This window comes from Lactococcus taiwanensis (genome assembly GCF_017068355.1).
Lineage (GTDB): Bacteria > Bacillota > Bacilli > Lactobacillales > Streptococcaceae > Lactococcus > Lactococcus taiwanensis.
This window is the reverse complement of record NZ_CP070872.1, coordinates 1,042,578-1,065,433: the sequence shown is the minus strand read 5'-3', so window position 1 is coordinate 1,065,433 and position 22,856 is coordinate 1,042,578. Positions and strand designations below refer to the sequence as shown.

Genomic DNA, 22,856 nt, shown 5'->3' with positions numbered 1-22,856 from the left:
TAGTTTTTAAGAAAAGAGAAAAGTGTTCACTGAGCGAGTTGAACACTTTTCTTTAAAAATTATGCTAAAATTAAACGTTGTTTCAACTCCACCTTACGAACTTCCGTTGGTACAAAGGCACGAATCCCTTCCTCATTGAAACCCACTAACAAACGATTATCATCAAAGATAAGTGGACGTTTCAAAAGGCGAGGATTTTTCTGTATTAATCGGATAGCTTCTTCTAAGCTCAAACTTTCAAACTCTTGTTCCAAATTTAGATAGGTTTTTCCGCGTACAGCAATAATATCTTCCAAGCCATTCTCTGTTAAAGATAAGATTTTGATCAAGTCTTCTTTACTCATAACTGTAGAAGACAAATTTATTTCCATAAATTCTAGTTGACGTTTTCGAAGCCATTTTCTAGCTTTTCTGCAGGACGAACAGGAACCACTGAGATAAACTTTAATCATAATTTTCTCCTCATCTTTTTTTCATATTTCTATTCTAACATGAAAGACAAATTAAAGAAAGCGTTTTATGAGATTTCTTTAAAATTATATTTAGTTTTACATCTAAACTTCTGAAAAAAATTGAAAAAAACAATTTAGTTGAGTTTTTCACAAACTTTTGGTAAAATAATCACAAAACATATTATAAAATAAATAAAGTAATTATAAATTCGAGGTATCAACATGAACGAAAATAAAGTAAGTAAGAACTTACCCAAAGCAACTGCAAAGCGTTTGCCCCAATACTACCGTCTCTTCAAAAGCTTAGTTGACGAAAATATTTCTCGTACTAATTCACAACTGATTTCCGAAAAAATCGGCGTCGATGCTGCAACAATTCGACGTGATTTTTCTCTTTTTGGGGAACTGGGCCGTCGGGGTTACGGCTATGAAACTCAAACTCTACGCGATTTTTTCGGCGAACTACTCGGACAAGATCAGGAAACGCCCATTGCTTTAATTGGTGTCGGTAACCTTGGTCGAGCCCTTCTCCACTACCACTTCCAAGAACGGAATAAAATGAGAATCACTCAAGCTTACGATATTGCTGGGAATCCTTTAGTCGGAACACAAACCGACGATGGAATTCCCATTTATAATATTTCTGATCTAGAAAAAAATGTCAAAAAATCTGAAATAAAAACTGCCATTCTCTCCGTTCGAAAAGAAAATGCTCAAGAAGTTGTCGATGACTTAATCAAAGCAGGAATCAAAGGAATCTTAAACTTTGCACCAATTCGTCTTCACGTTCCATCAGACGTTGTTGTTCAATCTATCGATTTAACTAAAGAGCTCCAAACCCTCCTTTTCTTTATGGGAAATAATGAAAAAAATGAATAAGAAAACAGCTAAATCTAGCTGTTTTTTTTTGATGCTATTTTATAGCTTACCTTATTATTTAATCACTATCTCAGATATAATTTGGGAAGCTTGCTTATCAAATGAGGTAGGAATTTCAATCAATTGCGTACTATCCAATAATTTTTGTGACTCTTGTTTAACCCAAACCGGATCTTGAAGGTACCTCACGTCCTGGTAATGATTGGGATCTTTATAAAAATTAATCGTACCATTATGATTTGAACTATAGGTTACAGTACTAGTTCCAGCCATCGTATGATCATAACTAAAGGATAATGTTACCGTATCACGAGGTACAACTACAGAACCTGAAAAAGGAAAAACGGGGTGGTTGGTGCCGTTTTTAGTGACTTCAATAGAAACTGGTCGATGCTGGATCTTATAATAATTTAGCAATGTTTCCGTCACTCGTGCGTATTCAATTTGTTCAGAGCTATATCCTGATAAAGGAAAAGTACTACTTTTGGAGATATTTCCTGTACTGCTCTTCTCAGTTTGACTACCTGCCGTAGCATTATTTCTAGAACTTGATGTGCTTTTTGAACGAGAAAGAGATTTTTGAGTTGATGAACTGGTTACAGAATGTTTTTGAGTTTTTTCATCACTATTTTTTGTACTTGAGCAAGCACTAAGTGTAATTATACCCAGAAATGTTACCGACAAAAGTATCTTTTTTTTCATAATATAATTCTCCTAATAATACCCTTTGAAGTTAACATTAAAAATTGATAAAGTCAAATTTATTTTAATTGTTCACTATCAATTTTTTACATTAGAAAGAAAAAGAATACCTTATTTGTCAAAATCTGAACAAATCATTTTCCAATAATATATTTTAATTGTCCAGCTTCTTTTTTACTTAGGACTTGGTAGTCATATAATGTTTTATAACCTGTTCCAGACTGAGAGATGAGGATAGACCCATCAGAATGTATCTGTTCCACAAAAGCTACATGTCCATAACTAGCATCTGCCCCCAGCTGCCCCGCTTTAAAACTTACTGCACTATGAAGTTGTGGTGTGCTAGTTACCGTGTAACCCGGTTGGTTCTGCCAGTCTTTTCCATTGCCCATATATAATCCATAGTTAATACCAAATTCCTTGGCACGATTATAGACCCACCATGTGCATTGTTTATATGCATAACTTTGTGTGGAGTAATTATTGGTATTTATTGCGCGATCAATAGACCAGCCTTGCGGTAGTGTAGGAAGCGGATCAGAAGGCATCGTTTTCCAAGCAATTGCACCATATTTCCAACCATTTTTAAGGAGGTTATTTTGTTCATAAACATTTGTGGTATAGTTGTGACTACCTGACTGTGCATTCGGATTATAAGCAACATATAAGTTGACGCTCCCCCCCGAATAGAAAACAGGTTTGGCATTGTTATCCCATCGCCAACCAGCTTTGATTAAACTCTTAGCCTCATAATTACTCATAGTATAGTAATGATTCCCTCCCTTAACATTGGGATTATATACTCGGTAGACAGGTGTTCCCTTTGTTGCAGCTTGCCAACCAACTCCTTCGTCGCGCCAACCTACATTTTTCAGAGTGTTTTGTTCATAAAAACTAGTTGTATAAAAATGCTCCCCACTATTAGGATTGTACAAACGATAGACTACTTCTTTCTCACTTGCTGAGACATGTTTACTTGTTAAAACGAATGCTATGAGTAATAAAGCACTCCCCCACAGTCTTTTTTTTTGCATCTAACACGCTCTCCTTCTTAAAATTTTCAACCAACAATAGCATAAGGTTAAAGTACTTCAACATCAATATTAGGTTACTTTAACCCTCAAAATAGTTTAGAAATTTATTTTACCATATAAATCATCCTCTATATTTAAAATATTTTTTCAAATGATTTCATATTAATGTTAAAAATAGATTTTCATCCATCATTAATAAAAAGTTGTGCGATGGTATTAAGAAGTGTCCTTTGTAGCATGCAATTCATTTCCCATTAAAGAAAAAAACCAGCTTTCTATGAACTGGTTTTTAATATTTAGTTTTCTCTTTGTAACTGTAATACTTGAGCATTATTTATTTCTTTGAATAATTTATTACTTAGCTCTTTTGAGATAGAGCCGTCGTTTACTTTCTCAATAATAAATTGATATTCCAATTGAAAAGCTTCAATAAGGAACTCTTCTGGTATTTGAGCATCTTCTTGAATTTCATTTCGTGTCCGATGATGCCGACTCTCCAAAATCCGCTTTACTTCTTCTATGTCACTAAATTCCATTTCCTTTTGCGCCAATCTTGTTTTTTCAAGTTCTTCTAGCGTTTGCATACTGTGTTCATAGAGATTTTTTTCTAGGCCCATTAAGTCATCTCTTAATAGTACTAATTCGTTGTAGTCTACATTTTCAGTTTCATAAGTTCTTTTTTTCCTTTTTTTAAAGCGAAAGAGTGGACTTCGCTTTCTGCCAATAAAGTATTCACTAAAATACTCTATGGCACGAGCAGAAAAATGTGCTGTAACCTCATCACTTTTTAAGAAGTCTGTTTGTTCCTGAATAATTTGGTCCATCAATACTTGACTTTTTTTATGATCAGGAATTTGTAGTCCTTTTTGAGATTGCAACTGTTTGATTAAACTATTACGTATTTGAGGCGTCATATCCTTTTGAGACATATTAATAATCGCAAAGTCAACCATTGCTTCTCGCATATCATTAATATTGGAATGGTTTTGTGAACGAGCAGCCGGCAACAGACGAGGTAATATGAGGGTTGGAACAACAAGGCTTAACACAATAACTATAGCTGCCATCGTAATCATCAATTCACGATTCTGAGTACTTATAATGGCGGAATTTATTGGCAAAGAGAAGGCCATCGCAAGGGTTACTGTACCATGAGCTCCCGATAAAGCAAAGACTGTCGTTTCTTTACTTCGTACATCGCGATCATCACTAAAGAAATGATCTAAAGCTTGCACTCCTCTTTTATATGTCCAAAATTTCCGAATAAAGAGCATCAAAAGGTAAACAAGAACACTAACCAAGAATAAAGTCAAAGCCCGCATAAGCCCTAGGTTCCACAGAATCTCCGCTATTCCCACTAGGCTAACACCTAACAAAATAAATACGAAGTTATTTAACATGTCACTGATTATTTCCCAGATGGTTTGATTGGTCAACTGTACATTCGTGGAAGTTAGTTTTAGTACATCTGCTTCAAAATTATGAACCAGCCCAGCAGCTACAACAGCTAAAATACCAGAAGTTCCAAGATGTTCGGCTAAGAGATAAATAAAAAAGGGGGTAAGTAGCGAAATAGGAATGATAGTAGCTTCTGGACGTGTTGCACGTAAATTTATCCCCATTCTTATTCGTATAAGAATACTACCCGCAATCAAACCAATAACAATCCCACCAATTGCAACAAAGGCAAATTGCCCAATCCCTTGCCAAAGATTGAAATGACCACTTTCTAACACAGATAGACCTAGACTCAGTAAAACAAGACCTGTTGCATCATTAAAAAGAGACTCAAATTCAACTGCCTCATTAACCCCAACAGGCATTTGTTTACCCGCAATAATTGATTTTACAGCAGCAGAATCCGTTGGCGTGACAATGGCCGCAAAACAAATAGCTAGTGCAAAAATCCAACTGTTCATTATATGACTTGTCAGAAAGGCTACCAGTAAAACAGTGATGATTGCTAAAGTAATGGATAGAAAAAATATCCCTTTTATATTTTTACGCACCGACTTAAGTGAAATCTTACTGCCCTCAAAAAACATTAAAGGAGCTATGATCATCATCATAAAAAAATCTGGCTCTAATTCAAAATGTCTGAAGCCAGGCAGAAAACTGATTAGGAGACCTACCCCGATAAGAATAAAAGTCTCAGAAATTTTTGAAAAATACTCTTTTAGTATATTAGCGACGATCACTCCAATAAGCATCACCGCCATAAAATGTGTTGCTGACATCCTCGGCCACCTTCCTTATACGAATCACTTTAGTATAACATATTCCAAAGTTTCTGTGAAAGGGTTAGAAGATATGACTTATTTTGAAGTGCTCTCAAACTATTTTACAGACAATTTGTAATGTTCTTTATTTTACTAAAAAATGTTATAATATAATAAGTTTTTCATAAAGAAAGGGGATTAGCTATGTCCTATGTCACTGAAGTTAAGAAAAAAATTAAAAATAACAATAAGAATGAAACTGAATTTCTACAGGCTGTAGACGAGGTTCTCGATTCACTGCATCCTCTTATTGAAAAAAATGAGAATTATTATAAAAGGGAGGCTATACTTGAACGCCTTACCGAGCCAGATCGACAAATAAAATTTCGAGTTCAGTGGCTTGATGATGATGGGCAAGTGCAGGTAAACACAGGATATAGAGTCCAATTTAATAATGTACTTGGTCCTTACAAAGGGGGATTACGATTACGAGATAATGTTAATATTGGTATCATTAAATTTTTAGGATTTGAACAAATTTTTAAAAATGCACTCACCGGACTTCCTATTGGGGGAGCCAAAGGAGGGTCTGATTTCGATCCAAAAGGTAAATCAGATCGAGAAATTCTCAGTTTTTGCAAAGCCTTTATGAGTGAACTCTACAAATATATTGGTCCTGATATTGACGTCCCTGCTGGTGACATTGGTGTGGGTGCCCGCGAAATCGGCTATCTTTTTGGACAATATAAACGTCTCACCAGTAGTCATCAAAGTATCTTAACTGGAAAAGGGCTGACGTTTGGCGGCTCATTAGCACGAACTGAAGCTACTGGGTATGGCCTCCTTTATCTAACAAATGCGATGTTGAAAACCCATGGTTTATCGCTTGAAAATCAGAGAATCGTGATTTCTGGCTCAGGAAATGTCGCAATCTATGCAGCAGAGAAGGCACAACAACTAGGAGCCAAAGTAATAGCAATGTCTGATTCGACAGGTTATATCCGTGATGATAATGGTCTTGACCTACAAACTGTTAAAAATATAAAAGAGATTGAACGTGGTCGAATTGCTGAATATGTAATAACCCACCCTGAAGCCCTTTATAAAGAGGGTAAGGATATATGGAGTATTCCTTGTGAGGTTGCTTTACCTTGTGCTACACAAAATGAACTTACTTTAGTCGATGCGAAACAGCTCGTCTCAAATGGAGTCAAGGCAGTTGCCGAAGGTGCAAACATGCCAACGACATTAGAGGCCACACACTATCTTCAAAAAAATGAGGTTCTTTTTGCTCCAGGCAAAGCTGCAAATGCTGGTGGAGTAGCTGTTTCTGCATTGGAAATGTCTCAAAATGCTGAGCGTATGAGTTGGTCTTTTGAAAAGGTAGACAAAGCATTACAAGAAATCATGGAAGATATTTTCTCAAAAATTTCTGAATCAGCAGCTCGCTTTAAACAATATGATAACTATGTATTCGGAGCAAATGTTGCTGCCTTTGAAAAAGTCATCGAAGCAATGATTGCACAAGGAATATAATTTGTGTTATTTAAAGATTGCATTTTTTATTTGCTTAGCATTAAAGTATGTGATATGATTAACATATATGTTGGTCTTTATACGCAAATACTCGCCAACATATTCTATTCTATACATTCCGCTAGTTTTATAACTAGTGGTTTTTTTATAAAAAAAGACCTCATAAAGGTCCTTTGGGTGTTTAATCTATATCCTCCAACCATTGTACAAGTAGGGTAGCTACTTCCTTTTGTTGTTGGTAATTGCTAATATTTGCCTTATTATCCCCTTTTTGTTTTCCATAGCTTCCAAACCCTGCATGATTTCCTCCGTGGATGGTTTGATAACTTGTTTGTTTCGGTAAATAAGCTTTTGATCTATTATAAGTTGACCAATTCAAGACACCATCTTGTGTGCCGACTAATGATAGAACAGCTCCTTGATAACCTTTTAAACTCCCTTTTTTATCTGGATAACTCGCAAGAAAGAATACCCCTTCTAAAGCAGTTTGTTGTTTATTTTTTTCAGCAAAACGACTTGCCATGACTCCACCTAACGAATGTCCACCCACTACATAACTTTTTAAATGTTCACGATCAATAACAGATGAAGCCTTGTTTGGATTAACTATTGCCAGATTAAGTGGCGTTTTCAAAAGATAAACAGTATAACCTGCTTTCGCCACCTCACTCGCCCAAACACTATAACTTCTATTATCTACAAAAGCACCTTGGTAAAAAATCATACTTGGATTTTCAGGTTGACCTTTAAAAATAAGAGTATCACCACGTTCTTCGGCTTTTTTACTTTTTGATACAGCTTGCTGTGAAGGGTAATAGGTATTGAATTGGACGTAAACAAAGAGCCCCAAAATTAAGGCGAGCAAAATAACCCCAAAGGCAATTAGCCATCGTTTCAACCGAGACTTCTTTTTCATTTTATCCTCCATTTTTCATATTAATTATTAAGAAATTGTACTACTTTCATTGTAACACAGCTACTTAGCAAAATTATCCGTATCGCTTTACGCGCAATGAAACAAAAATACGCCCTAAAGGGCGTGTCTATACGTAAAGGATTGTAAAGGATTGGTATAGATACTTTTATTGTAGCATAAGCATTAACAATTTCAAACCAATGTGCCCGACTATGCAAACGAAAAATTTATAAGTAAATTCCCTTAGCTTTGAGATTAGCTAGACACTCGTTAAGATATCGTTGATCATGTTCTGGGTAAATTGGTGAAGAAAGTGGCACAACCTCTAAGTTTACGCAAGGGGGGAGCGATTGCCCGCGATAACAAGGATTAGTCCAAATCAAATCAGGCTGATAGCCTCTGTTCAACATCTCTTCTATAACGTGTTGATGATACTGATAAAGCTTATAAGGGGAATATTGAAAAACATAATTTACCGTTGCGTGAGGTTTGCCCCAGCCTTTACCTCTTAATGCACAGCACTCGCGATGTTGCCCTAGAAGTTGTTGTCTTGGTAGTTTTTTAATCAAATTTTCATGCCAAAGTCTCATTATTTTCCTTTTTAGGTTCTATCTGATTTATTTTTAAAGTCTTTTTCTTTAACTATTGTATCAAAAATGGCATTCTTTAAAAAATAAATGACTCAAGCTGTTATAGACACAACTTGTGCTACTAGGAGAGAATTTCAGCAATGTTCACGAAAACTATAATATTGGCCAGCTCCCACAATAATATGATCAACAAAGTTTATCCCTAAGTTTTCACAGGAAGACATTATCTTATCGGTAAATAACTTATCCGCTTGACTAGGTTTTACTTTTCCTGAGGGATGGTTATGAATCACAAGTAAACCTACAGCCAAATTTTTAATGGCATGATACAGAATTTCTCTTGGATTGGCTGGAGCATGATTAACTGCGCCAATAAAAATTGTTCGCTTTTCAATAATTTGATTTTGTCCATCAAGATAAGTTGCTATCAGATGCTCTTGTTCTAAGTTTAGCATCTCTTGTGCTATTCTTTGTCCAAATTCTTGAGAACCTAAAACTTGTCCCTCTCTTTGATTTTTAGCAAGTTGAATTCGTTTGCCAAGCTCAATCATCGCACGCATCTCAGTGGCTTTCACTTGTCCAATACCAGAGAGTTCGCAAAGTTCAGATAGCGAAGCTCTCCTAAGATTACTTAACGTTTCAAAATGTCTAAGAAGGTGCGCTGAAAGCTCCAAGGCGGATTCTTTTTTTGTGCCTGTTCTCAAAAGAATAGCAAGAAGTTCGATGTCTGAAAGCTGTTGTTCACCAAGTAAGATGAGTCGCTCGCGTGGGCGCATAGGATATGGATTTTCTTTAACTTCGTACATATCTTTCTATACGAAAAGATTATAAGTTTGTCACTGACCGCTTCGTCAATAAAAAAACCCTTCACTATAAATGAAGGGGAGGTTTACTATTCAACTGTTACTGCTTTGGCTAAGTTACGCGGTTTATCTACATCGAGCCCACGTTGCATAGATGCAAAGTAAGCAATTAATTGGGTAGGAATAACCATTGAAATCGCTGATAAGTAAGGATGTACTTGGTTAACAACGATTGTATCATCCGCACGAGCGACTCCTTCTTCAACAATAGTGATGGCTGAGGCTCCACGTGCGACAGTCTCCATGACGTTTCCTCTTGTGTGAGATGCGACTTCTTTGTTGTTAGAAATCAAGGCAATCACAGGGGTTCCTTTTTCAATCAAAGAAATCGTTCCATGTTTCAACTCACCCGCGGCAAAACCTTCACATTGAATATATGAAATTTCTTTAAGTTTTAAGGAGGCTTCCATAGCTACAAAATAATCTTGCTTACGACCAATGTAGAAGGCATTGCGGGTATTTGGCAAAAGTTTTGCAACGACGTCTGAAATTTCATCTTTTTCTGATAAGGTCGATTCGATTGACTGAGCAACTAATGATAATTCTTTAACCAAATCAAATGCTGCGGCTTTTGGCTCTCCATCTGCTTCACCCACTGCTTTAGCTAAGAAAGCTAAAGTTGCAATTTGGCCGGTATAAGCTTTTGTTGATGCAACGGCGATTTCTGGACCTGCTCCGATGAGCATAGTATAGCTTGCTTCACGAGATAAGGTAGATCCAGGGACGTTCGTGATTGTAAGGCTTGGAAGACCAAGCTCATTAGCTTTAACTAAGACTTGCCGGCTATCCGCTGTTTCACCTGATTGAGAGAGAAAAATAAAGAACGGACGTTTGCTCAAAAGTGGCATATCATAGCCCCATTCTGAAGCTACGCCAAGCTCGACTGGAGTGTTAGTCAGTGCTTCAAGCATCATTTTTGCCCCAAAACCAGCATTGTATGAAGTTCCGGCAGCAATAATGTAAATACGGTCTGCGGCTTGAATTTCTTTGACAATCTTGTCATCTACTTTCATTGAACCATCTTCATTAGTGTAAGTTGCAATAAGCTTACGCATGACAGCAGGCTGTTCATCAATTTCTTTAAGCATGTAAAATGGATAAGTCCCTTTGCCAATATCTGATAAGTCAAGTTCAGCAGTGTAAGAATCACGCGCTACTTCATTTCCTTGATAATCTAAAACTTGCACGTTTTCTTTAGTTAATATAACCAGTTCTTGGTCATGAATTTCCATAAATTCTGAAGTTTCACGGATCATTGCCATTGCATCAGAACATACCATATTATAGTTTTCCCCAAGGCCGATCAACAAAGGAGATTTATTTTTAGCTACATAAATGACTTCTGGGTCATAGGCATCTACGAGTGCAAAGGCATAAGACCCTTTAATCAAATTCAAGGCTTTTTGAAATGCTTTAAGGGTATCTAACCCTTCTTCTTCAGCGAATTTCGCAATGAGGTGAACAGCAATCTCAGTATCTGTTTGTCCTTTGAAAGTATCGTCAGCTAAATATTGAGCTTTAAGTTCAACGAAGTTTTCAATCACGCCATTGTGCACAAGAACAAACCGGCCTGAAGCTGAGGTATGGGGATGTGCATTATCAACGGTAGGTTTACCGTGGGTCGCCCAGCGTGTGTGCCCGATTCCCATCGTCCCTGCCACATCAATCCCGATTTTTGCACGGAGATCAGCGATACGTCCAACAGCTTTGATAAGACTAGGTTCACTATGAGCGCCATTTACAAATATCCCTGCTGAATCATAACCACGATATTCTAATTTTTCAAGACCTTGCATCAGGATATCTGTTGCATTTTTATTACCTACAACACCGACAATACCACACATAATTTAACTCCTTTTAACCTCACCAAAAATTGGTATAGTTAATTCTGTTTCTGTTTTTTATTTACAAAGAGCATTATAATACAGTTATTAAGCTTTGTCAAGGATTTGTATTATAAACTTTTTAGTATTTTATTATCTATTGGTATAATTTATTTTTCGAGTAAAAAAATACTACTCCTTCACAGAGTAGTAATATTTCAGCGAAAACGGCTTTGGAAATAAGGGTAAGTAAACATTAAAAGCATAAGCCCCTCTAAAAAGCCTGCCAAGGTATCTGTCGGATAGTGTACTCCTGCAAGAATACGTGAAAACATGATGAGGCCAATCATCACCAGACAGAGCAAGCCGCAGGTTATTTTTGTTGATTTCTTTTTCATTCGATAAAGAAAAATAAAGAACAAACTTCCAAAAAATACCGTTGCAAAAATAGAATGACCACTTGGAAAACTCTGCCCTGGTTCATTGGCAAAGGCAGCTAAACGATGGATGGATGGCCGAGCGCGTCCAATGAGATGTTTGACTAAACTATTCAAGACAAAGCTAAAGACAATTAAACCTGAAAACCAAATTGCCCCGACTCTTTCTTTCACCACAAAATAGAGTAGGAGTGCAACAAGACCAGCGGTAATCAGCCCACCTGTGTCACCAAACATATTGGTAAGATGTGAGAAAAAGGTAGTCAGTCCTTGATGTTGTTGAACAGAATAGGCCCACTCTTGGAGCGGATGATCGAAGAGCACTGGACCTTTCAACCCTTGGCTTTGGATAAGTAGAGCTAGTACAATAAAGAGCACGGTACTCATTGTACCTAAAAAATAATATCGTTTCTTATTCATAATCGTTAATCTCGTTTGAAGACGAGATGAAAAATAGATCCTTTCGGTAAGTTATCTGAAACAAAAAGTTCAGCAGAAATTCTTGTAGCATACTGCCTGGCAATCGCTAGGCCAAGTCCTGTCCCTGGAATACGACTTGAGCGTGATTTGTCAATCCGATAAAAACGCTCAAAAATGTTTTCTTTTTCACTGTCAGCAATGCCACTGCCTTCGTCAGCTACTGACAGGTCGATTTCTTGCTGATGCGTGGTGATCAACACCTTTATGGCACTTTCTTTTGGCGAATACTTTCCAGCATTTTCCAAAAGACTAAGTAAAATATGATGAAGCGCCGTCTGATCTGTATTGACCATGACTTCTGATGACGCTTCGACAGTTATTTTTTGAGCAAAAGCAGGTTGGATTTCACTGACCAGTCTGTCAGTAAATTCGGTGAGCTTAAAGGACGTTTTTTGAGAAGGAAGTTGGCTTTCACGAGAGAGGTCCAATAATTCTTCTATGAGGTGCTTCATTCGCATAGACTCTTCATCGATATAAGCGAGTGAATCATCAACGATTTCAGGATGATCATGCCATCTGCGCTTGAGTAGTGTCACATGACCGCGAATAGCTGCCACTGGTGTGCGCAATTCATGCGAGGCATCAGAAACAAACTGTTGTTCTTTTTTTATTTTCCGATTGAGACGTTGCAAAAGATGATTGAAGCTTTGACTTAACTGTGCTACTTCCTTAGGGGTTTCAACGACTGGAAACTCTTTAATTTCAGCCTGATTAGCTACTTGGGTCAAATCAACTAACGGTTTACTAATTGCATCAGAAGCTTTACGTATCATTAAACGCGCAATAAAAAATAAAAGAATGACGACCAAACCAATCAATAAAACGGCTCGCATCATCGCCTTAATAACAAGGTTAATGTTTAACCAGAGTTCAACTTTAATTCCTGACTTAGAAGCGACTGAAGAGGTATACCAAAAAATATCATCCCCGGAAAAGCTGAAATTCCCCCATTGTCGGCGCTCCTTTAAAAAGGCAGCTGTTCCATGACTTTTGTCCTGCACACCTGAGGGACGTGTCACGCGGTAAAAAGTCTCTGCATGTCCTTTTTCGTCATGGTTTTCTAACCGAAACTCTTTCCAATTGATATTGCCATTCTCCGCTGCTTCCTGTACAGAAGCAAGAAGTGATGCGCCCTCAGATTCTCGAATCTGTAAACTGGTGAGCGCAACCACGCCGGATACGATAATCCCCATGAGTAACACAAACATGAAAAACAGACGAACGAAAGTCTTGGTAATAATTTGGGCACTCGTTTGCGACGTACTTTTTAAACTTTTTTTCATTGATTAAAGAAAATATTGTAGGCTAAAAAAAATACTGAGCAAAAGGGCAAAATTGAGCACTAGCATGCCCGCTGGGCGTGTTTGACTATGGAGTTCACTTAAGATTTTTTTTCTGTCAATAGATGCAAGAAGAGTGTGCTTTGGCTTTGCCAAGCGCTTTTTCAGTTTGCGATATTCCAGCAGGGTTAAAGCAATCATAAGCACATCGACCCCACACAACACCAACATTGACAACGCGCCTCTTTGTGAAAATTCAAAGAGTTGATAAATAATGAAACCGACCAGTAAAGCGACCGATAAAGGATAGGACCATAGGATTTTTTTCCATAAGAGGGCAAGGGTACCCAACTTTAGAACACCATGTAATAAAAGATAGACGATTGCAAATAGCGTTGCATCACTTGTTAAGCGTTGGCCTGCCTCAGTCACAAGTACTGACAGGCTCGTCAGAGGAAGTACGGCTGCTACATGGTGAATAGCAGCTTTTATCAGGTCTAACGGAATAAAGATCAAGACTAAGCCCGCCAGAGTTTCGCCTAAGGCAAAAAGGCTTTTAAAAATAAGCATGGTGTTAAAACTGACATCCAGCAATTCGTCTTTTGTTTTTACATTTTTCATGGCTTTACCTCTTTTCCTAATGTGTTTTAATGTTCATCAGTGATCATTAAAACGATAGCCAACGCCACGGATGGTTTCAATCCTTGAAGGCTGCCCAGGCCAATCAATTTTCGTCCGTAAATACCGAACATACGCATCTACCGTATTTTCTTGACCATCAAAGTCCATTCCCCAGACATCATCTAAGATGTCTGCTCGCTTTACCACTTTACCACGATGTTCTAAAAAATAACTTAACAAAGCAAATTCGCGTTGTGTCAAATTAATACTTTTACCAGCCAGTTCTGTCGTATGCGCGCTCACATCCACTACTAAATCACCGCTGCAATACCTAGGCTGGCTAAGTTGCTGCTTTCTAAAAATCAAGCGTAAGCGTGCCAAAAGTTCTTCAATTTCAAAAGGTTTTGTCATATAATCATCAGCTCCCGCATCCAAACCTGCTACTTTATCTCCTACGTAATCTCGGGCAGTAAGGAAAATAATGGGAATTTGAGCTTGCTGTTTTTTCATCCTTCGAAGCACGGTCAGCCCATCTAGTTTGGGGATCATCCAGTCCAATAAAACAACATCGACAGCAGGTTTTGCAGTTTCAAAGATGTCTAGAGCGCTTTGACCGTCAGCAGCTGTGGTTACCTCATAATCTTCAAACATCAACTCTTTTTTGACATAGTCTGAGATGCTTTGCTCATCTTCTACCACCAAAACGTGCCGCTTCATTTTATGTCCTACTCTTTCTAAATTCTGTGCTCTAACTGATGTCTCTCTCAATTCTAGCCTTTTTCTAACCACAAAACCATTCTTTTCTGATGAAGGAATACTGATATTTTATCAGAAATTAAAAAAAGCTGCAGAATTTCACTTTAAAAAAGCACCGTCAGTAGCTGACAGCGCCATAAGTAATTCTTTTATCATACTTCGTCATTGAGAAACTCTTCCACCAGATAACGAGGTCGTTGTTTGACTTCCAAAAAGATTTTCCCAATATACTCCCCGATCACACCAAGAGCAAGCAAAATCGCACCGCCAAAACCAATGATAACGACCATCAAAGAAGCCCACCCTGCAACATCAGGACCATACATAAAGTGGTTAATAATGATATAGATTGCCCAGATCAATGCCCCTAAAAAGCAAACCAAGCCTGTCCAAAAAATCAAGCGCATCGGCGCGGCGGAGGTAGAGGTAATCCCATCTACTGCAAAGCTCACCATTTTTTTAAGAGGATACTTACTCTCCCCAGCAAAACGTTCTCCTCGCTTGTAATAGACAATCGATGAAGGATAACCAATCAAAGGCACCATACCGCGTAAAAAGAGGTTTTGCTCAGGAAATTGGGCAAGGCCATCAAGCGCCCGTTGGCTCATTAACCGAAAATCTGCATGATTGGGGATGCTCTGACTTCCGAGCCCTTCCATTAATTTATAAAAGGCTCCTGCGGTACGCCGCTTGAATACAGTATCGGTTTCTCGATTATCTCGCACCCCATAGACGACATCAGACCCTGTTTCGAAAGCCTCAAGCATCTTATCAATTGCGTCAATATCATCCTGTAAATCTGCATCCATAGAAATCACACAATCCGCTAGAGCACGAACAGTCATTAAACCGGCTAAAAGCGCATTTTGATGTCCGCGATTACGTGAGAGATTTATTCCACTAAACATTTGATTTTCCTGATGTTTTTCTTGGATTTTCTCCCATGTTTTATCTTTCGAACCGTCATTTACATACACAATCCGACTCTTTGTGCTGATTTTTTGCTCTGCAATCAAAGCTTCATATTTGCTTTTGAGGCGATGCGAAGTTTCATCAAGCACTTGTTCTTCATTGTAACAAGGTACAACCATATAGAGGATTGTAGTCATCTTCCTTCTTCTCCTTTAGTTTTCAATAGTTTGTTATCTAATAAACGAGTTAAATTTTGAGCGGCGAGGGCAATCATTAATGGGGCAAAATGATAAAGATAACGTGAATTGGTTTCCCATAAAATAAGGAATACACTCAGACCAAAGAAAGCAAGCGCAGGGATAAACCATAAGTTTGCCCAATTCTTTTTCTTACTCAGTAGCCACCAAATTTCGCGCCACAATAAAATCACTAAGAAAACCCAGTAAATGGTCTGAACCGCTTTGAGCATGAACCACCCCGTGATATTACCTTGTGGTTTGGTCCCACGATCAATATAGTCAAAGTAACGCTTAACCAAAGGATTTTCATGCCGATAAGTATAGAAAGCGGCATTGAGGTCCCCAAAAGGCCACGTATAACTCAGTTTTCTTCCGATTTGGCGAACGACACCTCCAAAGCCCATGGTTTTAAAATTATCGCGTAGTAAAGCCTTATCCGCTTTATCCTTTGCCGCATAGTTAGGGAAAGATTCTGAATACAGACGTATTTTTTTGTTGAATCCACCCGTTTTGTTTTCAGGCGACCAAGACATCGCAAGCCAGTGCGACATCGGAAGATTATAGCGATCATTTGCTGCCTTTGAAAAAGCGGGTTCATTTGCCACAGTCGTTTTCACAAGTTGGTGGGTTCCTACAAAACCAACCACTAAAAAGCAGAACAATACAAGTAAGGAAGACCATTTTTTATTCAACAAAAGATAGCCTAATACAGCAAGTAAGACAATTAAAACCGTTGGCTTAAATTGGAAACCAACTACTGCAAATAAAGTTCCTACTGCTAACCAAAGATACCGTTGTGTTTGGGACACTGCTTTTAGGGCGTAACAAAAGAAAAGAAGACTTAAGCTCACAAAAGGTAAAGTTACTGTATCACTGTAAAGTTGTGCCCCGTAAAGATAAAAGGGAATAAAGCCCATGGCCATGACGTTATAGAGCATCGCTGGTCTTTTACCACTCAAACTCTTCACGACTAGACTTCCTGCGAGGGTACCAACTGTAGTAAGCAATGCAGATACGGCAGTCACGATCCACATTTTGAGTTGAATATTTCCTGCAAAGGAAGCAAATAACTTGTTAAAAAGAATTCCCAAAAATTGATTATTCGGATAGCGTAAAAAGTAGCCCAAACGATCAGGAGTCATGGGTAGATTTTCAAACGAATGTCCCTGTAAAGCCGTCGTCGAGTTAAATATGACAAAATAATCCCACGCATGCGGACTATCCGGCACGTGAATCATAAAGAAAAAAGGCAAGACGAAGGACAAAACCAGCAGTAAAACAAAGGTTTTGCGGTAACCTACCTGAACTTGCATCTCCGTCAGACCAAAAGGCTGATTGACCGCAAGGTCAGATTTCGCTGCATTTTCTAGGGCAGGGATCGGTTGTTTTAGTCTGCATGCTAGCCTGTAAACGTAAACAAAATAAAAAAGGGCACCAATCAGAAGTAGATTTCCAAGCAGGAGAGCAACGACATGATCTGGATGCCACTTTGGTGTAATAACCAGTGCAATTCCATTAATAAGGATAAAAATCCCCGCTACAAGCGCATAAAAAACAGTGCGTTTGTAGCCTTTAAATTTCATAAATTCCATAGTACTATTTTACCACAGCTTCTTACGAACTTCTCGTGATAGCCTTGCTAAATCGCTGAGATTTTATCATAAAAACACAAAATATTCAGAGTGTCTAAAAAAGGCTAAGCACGCTTTTGGGGATTTATGAGCACAAAAAATCACTGACCAGCCGGTCAGTGAAAGCGTGTGTTTAGTTCATAAGGAGCGCGACAATAATCCCTAGCAGCGTTCCCCCTAATACTTGAATCGGCGTATGACCGAGGAGCTCTTTAAGATTTTTGTCAACTTTGATCCCGGCATTTTCAACATTCTGAAGCATTTTATTGATGATCCGAGCTTGATTACCTGCCTGCCGGCGTATCCCTTGAGCATCATACATGACGACAAAAGCAAGGACCACCGCCACAGCAAATAGCGGAGAGCCAAAGCCTTGCGTCAAACCTACAGCAGTAGCTAAGGCCACGACAAGTGAGCTATGCGAACTTGGCATGCCTCCTGTCGCAAAAACAAGGCGCCAGTTGAGCTGGTGAGTACGAATTAACTCAATCAAAATTTTAATCAGTTGGGCTAGTGCCCAGCTGACCAAAGCCGTCAGTAAGATGCGATTTTGCATCACTTGTTCAAAAAAGGACATATTTGACCTCCTTTCCTCATAAAAGAGGTATAAAAACACCTGTGTGCATTCATATAGCGACTTCCTGAAAGATTACAAAAAGTTACTGGAAGTCTTTCTTTTATTATAGCAGATTTCAAAAAGGATGCGCATTATTTTAATAAAAAAAGAATAAGTTTCCTTATTCTACTTGTCCACGGAGTTTTTTGAGCTGCTCAGCAAAAATTTCTGGTACTTCTGCTTGAAATTCCATAAATTCTCCTGTCGTTGGATGTTCAAATCCTAAAGTCTCAGCGTGTAAAAACTGGCCATGGTTGGGTGTAAGGGTCTTATTCGGTCCATATAAAGGATCGCCCGCAACAGGATGACCAATATAATTCATATGCACCCGAATTTGATGCGTTCTCCCTGTTTCAAGCCGTAACGCCACCAGAGTATAACCTAAGAAACGCTCCAAAACTTCAAAATGGGTAATCGCGGGTTTCCCACCAGATACAACCGCTTGTTTTTTACGCTCTTTAGGATTTCGTCCAATAGGTGCTTCAATTGTGCCCTTATCATTCGGAATTTCGCCATGAACAATGGCTAAATAACGCCGTTTACTGGATTTATCTTTAAGCTGAGCTGCCAAACTTTCATGAGCTTTATCATTTTTAGCTACCATTAACAAACCGCTTGTATCTTTATCGATTCGGTGCACAATGCCAGGGCGAATAACGCCATTGATGCTTGATAAATCTTTAATATGGTACATGAGCGCATTGACCAAAGTCCCTGAAGCATGTCCTGCTGCTGGATGAACCACCATTCCTTGAGGTTTGTTTACCACCGCAACTTGAAGATCCTCATAAACAATCTCTAAGGGCAAGTCTTCAGCAACAATATCAAGCACTTCATCTTTAGGAATTTCCACATCGATGCGATCGCCCGTTTTTACTTTATACTTGGCTTTTTTAACTTCGCCGTTGACCAGCACTTTGCCATCACGAATGAGCTCAGTCAATAAACTCCGAGAAAGCTCTGTTTGATTGGCTAGAGCTTTGTCCAAGCGAAGCTGATTATTTTCTTCTTTAATAATAAATTTATTCAAATTTTTCTTTCCTTGTTGTTAAGTCACTCATTTTTTACTGACCAGCTGGTCAGCAAGCTTTTTTATCTTGTCTACTAGAGGCGGTCGCTTTTATCCGTTAAAATGGCAATAAAAAGTAATATAAATCCTATCGACAAGAGCGTATCCGCAATATTAAAAATTGGAAAATTCATAAAGTCGGTCTGAAACATATCAACCACAAAGCCTTGTCGGACTCGATCAATGAAATTTCCTAAAGCTCCTGAAATAATCAATGTCAGCCCAATAAAATACCAATTCTGTTGAATTTTACGCCATAAAAACCAAGCCGCAATGACTAAAACGACCGGAGTAAGCACGAGAAAAAACCATTGTTGACCCGCAAATGATGACCAAGCAGCCCCATCGTTTCGCAAATAAGTCAGACTCATAAAACCAGGTAAAAAATCTTTCACCTCTCCTAGCGCAAGGTGAGTAACAATCCAATTTTTAAAAAGCTGGTCAAAAGCAATCCCAGCGGCAATGATCAGGAGTGACAGTATTTTTTTCATAAGTTTAATTATAGCATTTACTGACCAATCTGTCAGTAGCGCACTTTAACAGTGGACGCGAAACTTTAATGATAGGAACTCACGTCAAATCTGCCTGACCAGCAGTGCTTTTTTCGTAAGCCAATATGGCTGTTTTGATATCTTGTCGATTGGCTTTTCCCATAAATCCTCCCAACGTACCATCTTTTTTTGTGACCCGATGACAAGGTAAAATAACAGGTAGAGGGTTACGGGCTAAGGCTTGCCCCACAGCTTGTTGTGCGCCTGGGGCACCTACTCGTTGTGCCATTTCTTGATAAGTGATTGTTTGTCCTGATGGAATACGGCGCAGCTCTAACCAAACTTTTTGTTGAAAGGGCGTCCCACTAATCAGCTCGTAATCTTGCTCTGATAAGCCTATCAGCACCTCATAGGCCATGGGTTCATGTGTTTCATCAAAATAGACGTGGACAATTTTTCCATTGGCTGCACGCTCAACAGATAACTTAAATGCTGTTTGCATGTCGCTCCTTTTTGAGAGATGTGTCTTCTGTTCTTAATTATAACAGGATAGCGAGAATAAGACCATAAAAAATAGCCTCATCTTAAAGACAAAGCCATTTTTTAAAGTTATTTCAAGTGAGCAGTTCCTACTTGACTCATTTTTTCAGACAGAGGATGACCATTACTTGTGCGCTCAGAGAGTGTCAAATCAGTCAACACTACATCGTGAAGCTCTCCATCAACCGAAGCTACCTCCAGGATCTGTGGTTGTGGCGTTGTTTCTTTTGTAGGGTTTGCCGAGGTGAACAGATCAACTTCTTTGCTAACAGCACTTAAATCAGCGGTCGCATTGACCAAACCCGCCGCAAATACGGTATGGTTATTCGTTTTCAGAGTGCGGAGCACTTGAAGTCCTCGGTTTGCTCTTGAAGTGACTGGGATATCCTCAGTTTTCATCCGTTTGATAAAGCCGCGTTGTGTCAATAAATACCAACTGTTGCTTGTTACAAAGAAAGCTGCTTTGATCACATCTCCTTTTTTCAGGTTCATCGCTTTAACCCCTGCTGCCTTATTCCCAAGAATTGGCACATCATCCAAATTAAAGCGTAATGCATACCCTTGCTCTGAAATCACCATCAGATCAGCAAATTCAACAGGGCAAATCAAAACGACTTCGTCATCCTCGCCCTTCATCTTCGCATAAACAGCAGATTTAGAACGATAGGTCCGCCAGGGCGTGAAGCTCGCTAGATCCACTTGTTTCACTTGGCCATTTTTGGTCACAACAACAAAGGTTTCTCCTTCAAACTGGTCGACTAAGCGCACATAGAGGATTTTTTCGTTAGAAGCAAAGTTTGACAAACTTTGTGATAAATGCTCACCAATATCCTTCCAACGTACATCAGCAAGTTCATGAATAGGTCGATAAATAACATTTCCAAGGGTTGTAAAAATCAACAAACCTTGCGTCGTTTTCGCATTGGCATAAAAGAGCAGCTCGTCATCATCACGTTTACCGATTTCTTCAAGTGCTGAGGAAGCAAATGAACGTGGAGAGGTACGTTTGACATAGCCTGAACGAGTAACGGAAACCACCGTATCTTCAGCAACAATCAACTCACTGGCCTCAATCTCTATGGTTTGAACTTCATCTTGCAACTCACTTCGACGGGCTTTCGCAAATTTTTTCTTGACCTCACGCAATTCACGTTTCATTAAGTTAAAAAGCGTCCGTTCATCATTAATGATTGCTTTTAATTCCAAAATACGTTGTTCAAGCTCCGCTTGCTCATTTTGCAAAGTTACAATATCGGTATTGGTCAAACGGTAAAGCTGCAAGGTCACAATAGCCTCAGCTTGTTCTTCTGTAAAATCAAAAGAAACCTTGATGTTTTCCTTCGCATCAGCTTTATTTTCCGAAGCCCGAATCGTTGCCACGACTTCATCCAAGATTGAAACCATGCGAATCAATCCTTCCACCAAGTGCAGTCGTTTTTCAGCCTTTGTCAAATCAAATTGAGAACGTTTGACAATCACTTCTTCACGATGCTTAATATAGGCGCGTAGGATTTGTAGGATTCCTGTTTGGACAGGTGTCATACTATCAATGGCTACCATGTTGAAGTTATAATTAACTTGCAAATCTGTATTTTTAAGCAAATAATTCAGGACCAATTGGCTATCTGCTTCTTTTTTTAGTTCAATGGCAATGCGTAATCCTTCACGGTCAGACTCATCTCGAACCTCTGAAATACCAGGTACTTTAGCATTTATCCGAACATCATCAATTTTCTTGACCAGATTAGCCTTATTAATTTCATAAGGAATTTCCGTAACAATGAGCTGTTCACGGCCGCCTTTCATTGCTTCCACTTCAACTTTGGAACGAACAACGACACGGCCTTTACCTGTATGATAAGCTTTTCTGATTTCGCCTTTTCCTTGAATGATTCCTCCCGTTGGAAAATCAGGACCAGGCAAGAATTCCATGATCTTTTCGACGTCTGCTTTAGGGTGATCAATCATGTGGATGGTCGCATCAATGACTTCACCCAAGTTATGAGGCGGAATATCTGTCGCATAACCTGCTGAAATACCTGTTGAGCCATTGACCAAAAGGTTAGGAAAAGCTGCCGGCAAGACGGTCGGTTCTTTTTCAGTATCATCAAAGTTCCACGCGTGGCTGACTGTTTCTTTCTCAATATCTGCTAAAAGATAGCCTGAAATTTCTGAAAGGCGCGCTTCGGTATAACGCATCGCAGCGGGTGGGTCACCATCCATCGAACCATTATTACCATGCATTTCGATTAAAGGTTCGCCCATTTTCCAATCTTGACTCATCCGAATCATTGCTTCATAAATGGAACTATCGCCGTGTGGGTGAAAATTACCCATGACATTTCCGACAGATTTCGCTGATTTACGGTAAGACTTATCAAACGTATTGCCGTCTTTATTCATGGAATAAAGAATGCGGCGTTGAACGGGCTTTAATCCATCTCGAATATCAGGTAAAGCCCGCTCTTGAATAATGTATTTTGAATAGCGCCCAAAGCGCTCACCCATGATATCCTCAAGGGGTAATTTTTGAATATTAGACATTTTTTAACTTTCTTTTGAGAAAATTTTTAGTTCATTTAATAATGGCTTTTTAATTTTAAGTTGACTTTTTTTTACACTCACTGACCCACTCGTCAGTAAAGCTGTGAGCTGAGAACTGTCGTGCACCCCCATTATGGTGGGCCTTGTAGTTTTTAATCCGCTCATCAGCTAAAAGCCAGTGAGCCGTTTTTTTCAGCAATCACTTCTTCTATTCTACCACAAA

General features: G+C 38.8%; 21 protein-coding genes. 2 read left to right on the top strand and 19 right to left on the bottom strand.

Annotated features, from left to right (window positions below):
- Positions 1-59 precede the first annotated feature (59 nt).
- Positions 60-452 carry a Spx/MgsR family RNA polymerase-binding regulatory protein gene (locus tag JW886_RS05285; RefSeq protein WP_075524632.1) on the bottom strand — a complete coding sequence of 131 codons (393 nt, stop codon included), beginning with the start codon at positions 450-452 and terminating at the stop codon, positions 60-62.
- 222 nt (positions 453-674) lie between these two features.
- Between JW886_RS05285 and JW886_RS05280 the strand changes: the two genes are divergently transcribed.
- Positions 675-1,331 (top strand): redox-sensing transcriptional repressor Rex, encoded by a 657-nt coding sequence (locus JW886_RS05280; protein ID WP_075524631.1) that lies wholly within the window; start codon positions 675-677, stop codon positions 1,329-1,331.
- 54 nt (positions 1,332-1,385) lie between these two features.
- Here JW886_RS05280 and JW886_RS09860 read toward each other — a convergent pair whose 3' ends face one another.
- The 3 genes from JW886_RS09860 to JW886_RS05265 form a co-directional block, all read right to left on the bottom strand.
- Positions 1,386-2,033, bottom strand: coding sequence for a hypothetical protein (locus JW886_RS09860; RefSeq protein ID WP_241003736.1), 648 nt, complete (start codon positions 2,031-2,033; stop codon positions 1,386-1,388).
- A 134-nt stretch (positions 2,034-2,167) separates the two neighbouring features.
- Complete coding sequence (locus tag JW886_RS05270; RefSeq protein ID WP_205871480.1) at positions 2,168-3,067, bottom strand: CHAP domain-containing protein; 900 nt, start codon at positions 3,065-3,067, stop codon at positions 2,168-2,170.
- Positions 3,068-3,363: 296 nt separating this feature from the next.
- Positions 3,364-5,304 carry a cation:proton antiporter gene (locus JW886_RS05265; protein WP_205871479.1) on the bottom strand — a complete coding sequence of 647 codons (1,941 nt, stop codon included), beginning with the start codon at positions 5,302-5,304 and terminating at the stop codon, positions 3,364-3,366.
- Between the two features lie 186 nt (positions 5,305-5,490).
- Here JW886_RS05265 and gdhA point away from each other — a divergent pair, with 186 nt between their 5' ends.
- Positions 5,491-6,822 (top strand): NADP-specific glutamate dehydrogenase, encoded by a 1,332-nt coding sequence (gdhA, locus tag JW886_RS05260; protein ID WP_075524627.1) that lies wholly within the window; start codon positions 5,491-5,493, stop codon positions 6,820-6,822.
- A 181-nt stretch (positions 6,823-7,003) separates the two neighbouring features.
- Here the strand turns inward: gdhA and JW886_RS05255 are convergent, their stop codons facing one another.
- From JW886_RS05255 to parC, 15 genes are all read right to left on the bottom strand, one after another.
- Entirely contained in the window at positions 7,004-7,738 is a 735-nt protein-coding gene (locus tag JW886_RS05255; RefSeq protein ID WP_205871478.1) for an alpha/beta hydrolase, read from the bottom strand.
- Between the two features lie 227 nt (positions 7,739-7,965).
- Positions 7,966-8,328 (bottom strand): TIGR02328 family protein, encoded by a 363-nt coding sequence (locus tag JW886_RS05250; protein ID WP_205871477.1) that lies wholly within the window; start codon positions 8,326-8,328, stop codon positions 7,966-7,968.
- A gap of 134 nt (positions 8,329-8,462) precedes the next feature.
- Positions 8,463-9,134: a RadC family protein gene (radC, locus tag JW886_RS05245; RefSeq protein WP_205871476.1), complete on the bottom strand. Its 672-nt coding sequence runs from the start codon at positions 9,132-9,134 to the stop codon at positions 8,463-8,465.
- Positions 9,135-9,220: 86 nt separating this feature from the next.
- On the bottom strand, positions 9,221-11,038 hold the full coding sequence (gene glmS / locus JW886_RS05240) for a glutamine--fructose-6-phosphate transaminase (isomerizing) (protein ID WP_205871475.1): 1,818 nt from the start codon (positions 11,036-11,038) through the stop codon (positions 9,221-9,223).
- Between the two features lie 197 nt (positions 11,039-11,235).
- Positions 11,236-11,874, bottom strand: coding sequence for a phosphatase PAP2 family protein (locus JW886_RS05235; protein WP_205871474.1), 639 nt, complete (start codon positions 11,872-11,874; stop codon positions 11,236-11,238).
- A 5-nt stretch (positions 11,875-11,879) separates the two neighbouring features.
- Positions 11,880-13,217: a sensor histidine kinase gene (locus JW886_RS05230; RefSeq protein ID WP_205871473.1), complete on the bottom strand. Its 1,338-nt coding sequence runs from the start codon at positions 13,215-13,217 to the stop codon at positions 11,880-11,882.
- A gap of 3 nt (positions 13,218-13,220) precedes the next feature.
- A complete protein-coding gene (locus JW886_RS05225; RefSeq protein WP_205871472.1) occupies positions 13,221-13,835 on the bottom strand; it encodes a DUF2127 domain-containing protein in 615 nt (204 codons plus the stop codon).
- A 36-nt stretch (positions 13,836-13,871) separates the two neighbouring features.
- Positions 13,872-14,552, bottom strand: a complete 681-nt coding sequence (locus JW886_RS05220; RefSeq protein ID WP_200406766.1) for a response regulator transcription factor — start codon at positions 14,550-14,552, stop codon at positions 13,872-13,874.
- A 191-nt stretch (positions 14,553-14,743) separates the two neighbouring features.
- The gene (locus JW886_RS05215) at positions 14,744-15,700 is read right to left on the bottom strand and encodes a glycosyltransferase (protein ID WP_205871471.1); all 957 of its coding nucleotides are present in this window, start codon (positions 15,698-15,700) and stop codon (positions 14,744-14,746) included.
- The gene (locus tag JW886_RS05210; RefSeq protein ID WP_205871470.1) at positions 15,697-17,334 is read right to left on the bottom strand and encodes a glycosyltransferase family 39 protein; all 1,638 of its coding nucleotides are present in this window, start codon (positions 17,332-17,334) and stop codon (positions 15,697-15,699) included. The genes JW886_RS05215 and JW886_RS05210 overlap by 4 nt, the downstream gene beginning before the upstream one ends.
- A 172-nt stretch (positions 17,335-17,506) precedes the next feature.
- Complete coding sequence (locus JW886_RS05205) at positions 17,507-17,950, bottom strand: divergent PAP2 family protein (RefSeq protein ID WP_075524617.1); 444 nt, start codon at positions 17,948-17,950, stop codon at positions 17,507-17,509.
- 160 nt (positions 17,951-18,110) lie between these two features.
- Positions 18,111-19,019, bottom strand: coding sequence for an RluA family pseudouridine synthase (locus JW886_RS05200; protein ID WP_200406763.1), 909 nt, complete (start codon positions 19,017-19,019; stop codon positions 18,111-18,113).
- 74 nt (positions 19,020-19,093) lie between these two features.
- On the bottom strand, positions 19,094-19,549 hold the full coding sequence (lspA, locus tag JW886_RS05195) for a signal peptidase II (protein ID WP_205871469.1): 456 nt from the start codon (positions 19,547-19,549) through the stop codon (positions 19,094-19,096).
- 79 nt (positions 19,550-19,628) lie between these two features.
- On the bottom strand, positions 19,629-20,051 hold the full coding sequence (locus JW886_RS05190; RefSeq protein ID WP_205871468.1) for a methylated-DNA--[protein]-cysteine S-methyltransferase: 423 nt from the start codon (positions 20,049-20,051) through the stop codon (positions 19,629-19,631).
- A 107-nt stretch (positions 20,052-20,158) separates the two neighbouring features.
- Positions 20,159-22,633 carry a DNA topoisomerase IV subunit A gene (gene parC / locus JW886_RS05185; protein WP_200406760.1) on the bottom strand — a complete coding sequence of 825 codons (2,475 nt, stop codon included), beginning with the start codon at positions 22,631-22,633 and terminating at the stop codon, positions 20,159-20,161.
- Positions 22,634-22,856: the final 223 nt, after the last annotated feature.

Bases quoted from the DNA above. Each gene is read 5' to 3' on its own strand.
- JW886_RS05285 (WP_075524632.1), bottom strand. From the start codon at position 452: ATGATTAAAGTTTATCTCAGTGGTTCCTGTTCGTCCTGCAGAAAAGCT.
- JW886_RS05280 (WP_075524631.1), top strand. From the start codon at position 675: ATGAACGAAAATAAAGTAAGTAAGAACTTACCCAAAGCAACTGCAAAG.
- JW886_RS09860 (WP_241003736.1), bottom strand. From the start codon at position 2,033: ATGAAAAAAAAGATACTTTTGTCGGTAACATTTCTGGGTATAATTACA.
- JW886_RS05270 (WP_205871480.1), bottom strand. From the start codon at position 3,067: ATGCAAAAAAAAAGACTGTGGGGGAGTGCTTTATTACTCATAGCATTC.
- JW886_RS05265 (WP_205871479.1), bottom strand. From the start codon at position 5,304: ATGTCAGCAACACATTTTATGGCGGTGATGCTTATTGGAGTGATCGTC.
- gdhA (WP_075524627.1), top strand. From the start codon at position 5,491: ATGTCCTATGTCACTGAAGTTAAGAAAAAAATTAAAAATAACAATAAG.
- JW886_RS05255 (WP_205871478.1), bottom strand. From the start codon at position 7,738: ATGAAAAAGAAGTCTCGGTTGAAACGATGGCTAATTGCCTTTGGGGTT.
- JW886_RS05250 (WP_205871477.1), bottom strand. From the start codon at position 8,328: ATGAGACTTTGGCATGAAAATTTGATTAAAAAACTACCAAGACAACAA.
- radC (WP_205871476.1), bottom strand. From the start codon at position 9,134: ATGTACGAAGTTAAAGAAAATCCATATCCTATGCGCCCACGCGAGCGA.
- glmS (WP_205871475.1), bottom strand. From the start codon at position 11,038: ATGTGTGGTATTGTCGGTGTTGTAGGTAATAAAAATGCAACAGATATC.
- JW886_RS05235 (WP_205871474.1), bottom strand. From the start codon at position 11,874: ATGAATAAGAAACGATATTATTTTTTAGGTACAATGAGTACCGTGCTC.
- JW886_RS05230 (WP_205871473.1), bottom strand. From the start codon at position 13,217: ATGAAAAAAAGTTTAAAAAGTACGTCGCAAACGAGTGCCCAAATTATT.
- JW886_RS05225 (WP_205871472.1), bottom strand. From the start codon at position 13,835: ATGAAAAATGTAAAAACAAAAGACGAATTGCTGGATGTCAGTTTTAAC.
- JW886_RS05220 (WP_200406766.1), bottom strand. From the start codon at position 14,552: ATGAAGCGGCACGTTTTGGTGGTAGAAGATGAGCAAAGCATCTCAGAC.
- JW886_RS05215 (WP_205871471.1), bottom strand. From the start codon at position 15,700: ATGACTACAATCCTCTATATGGTTGTACCTTGTTACAATGAAGAACAA.
- JW886_RS05210 (WP_205871470.1), bottom strand. From the start codon at position 17,334: ATGGAATTTATGAAATTTAAAGGCTACAAACGCACTGTTTTTTATGCG.
- JW886_RS05205 (WP_075524617.1), bottom strand. From the start codon at position 17,950: ATGTCCTTTTTTGAACAAGTGATGCAAAATCGCATCTTACTGACGGCT.
- lspA (WP_205871469.1), bottom strand. From the start codon at position 19,549: ATGAAAAAAATACTGTCACTCCTGATCATTGCCGCTGGGATTGCTTTT.
- JW886_RS05190 (WP_205871468.1), bottom strand. From the start codon at position 20,051: ATGCAAACAGCATTTAAGTTATCTGTTGAGCGTGCAGCCAATGGAAAA.
- parC (WP_200406760.1), bottom strand. From the start codon at position 22,633: ATGTCTAATATTCAAAAATTACCCCTTGAGGATATCATGGGTGAGCGC.